Source organism: Streptomyces phytophilus (assembly GCF_013870535.1).
GTDB lineage: Bacteria > Actinomycetota > Actinomycetes > Streptomycetales > Streptomycetaceae > Streptomyces > Streptomyces phytophilus.
The window spans coordinates 1-1,195 of the sequence record NZ_JACBXC010001587.1 but is presented as its reverse complement, the minus strand read 5'-3'; the positions used below and the strand labels follow the sequence as shown (position 1 = coordinate 1,195).

Genomic DNA, 1,195 nt, shown 5'->3' with positions numbered 1-1,195 from the left:
GCTACGCCTTCGACCTGGCCGTCGAACCGCCGCTGCGCGCCGAGCTGTTCGTACTCGGCCCCGCCGAGTCCGTCCTGTGCCTCGTCATCCACCACATCGCCGCCGACGGCTGGTCCATGGCCCCCCTCACCCGCGACCTGGCGACCGCGTACGCCGCCCGTCTGCGCGGCGGGGAACCGGACTGGCAGCCTCTGCCCGTCCGCTACACCGACTACGCCCTCTGGCAGCGCCGGCTCCTCGGCGCCCCCGAGGACCCGGACGGGCTGCTGAACCGCCAGCTCGCCCACTGGACCGCGGCGCTCGCCGGTCTGCCCGACGAGATCGAGCTGCCCCGCGACCGCCCCCGGCCGGCCGTCGCCTCGTACGACGGCGGCCGGGTCACGCTGCACATCGACGCCGAACTGCACGGGGCACTGGCCGAGTTGGGCAGCCGCTCGGGCGCCAGCCTGTTCATGGTGCTGCACGCCGGCCTGGCGGCGCTGCTGACCAGGCTCGGCGCGGGCACGGACCTGCCCGTCGGCAGTGTGATCGCCGGCCGCGGCGACCAGGCGCTGGACGACCTGGTCGGCTTCTTCGTCAACACGCTGGTGCTGCGCACCGACACCTCGGGCGACCCCGCCTTCGCCGAGCTGCTGGAGCGCGTACGGGACACCGCGCTGGCCGCGTACGCCCACCAGGACCTGCCCTTCGAGCGGCTCGTCGAGGAACTGGCCCCGCCCCGGTCCCCGGGCCGCCACCCGCTGTTCCAGGTCGCGCTGTCCGTCGACGCCGACGAGACCGCGGAGTTCACGCTCCCGGGGCTGCGCACCTCCCGGATCCGGGTGCCCACGCAGACCGCCAAGTTCGACCTGGACATCGGCATCGGCGAACAGCGCTCCGCCGCGGGCGAACCCCTCGGCCTGACCGGCACCCTCGACTACGCCACCGACCTCTTCGACCGCGCCACCGTGCAGGACCTCGCCGACCGCTGGGTGCGCCTGCTGCGGGCGGCCGTGGCCGGACCGGAGCTGCCCCTCAGCCGTATCGACGTGCTCTCCAACGCCGAACGCCGCACCCTCACCGGCGGGGACGCTCCGGCCCCGCCGCCTGTGCGCACGCCGGTCGAGCTGTTCCGCGCGAGGGTGCACGCCGCCCCCGACGCGATCGCCGTCGCGGCGGACGGCACGGAGGTGACGTACGCCGAGCTGAACGACCG

General features: G+C 75.0%; 1 protein-coding gene. It reads left to right on the top strand.

The features are described 5' to 3' along the window. The coding region (locus tag H5J30_RS34440; protein ID WP_258563683.1) for a condensation domain-containing protein at positions 1–1,195 on the top strand (1,195 nt) is incomplete at both ends.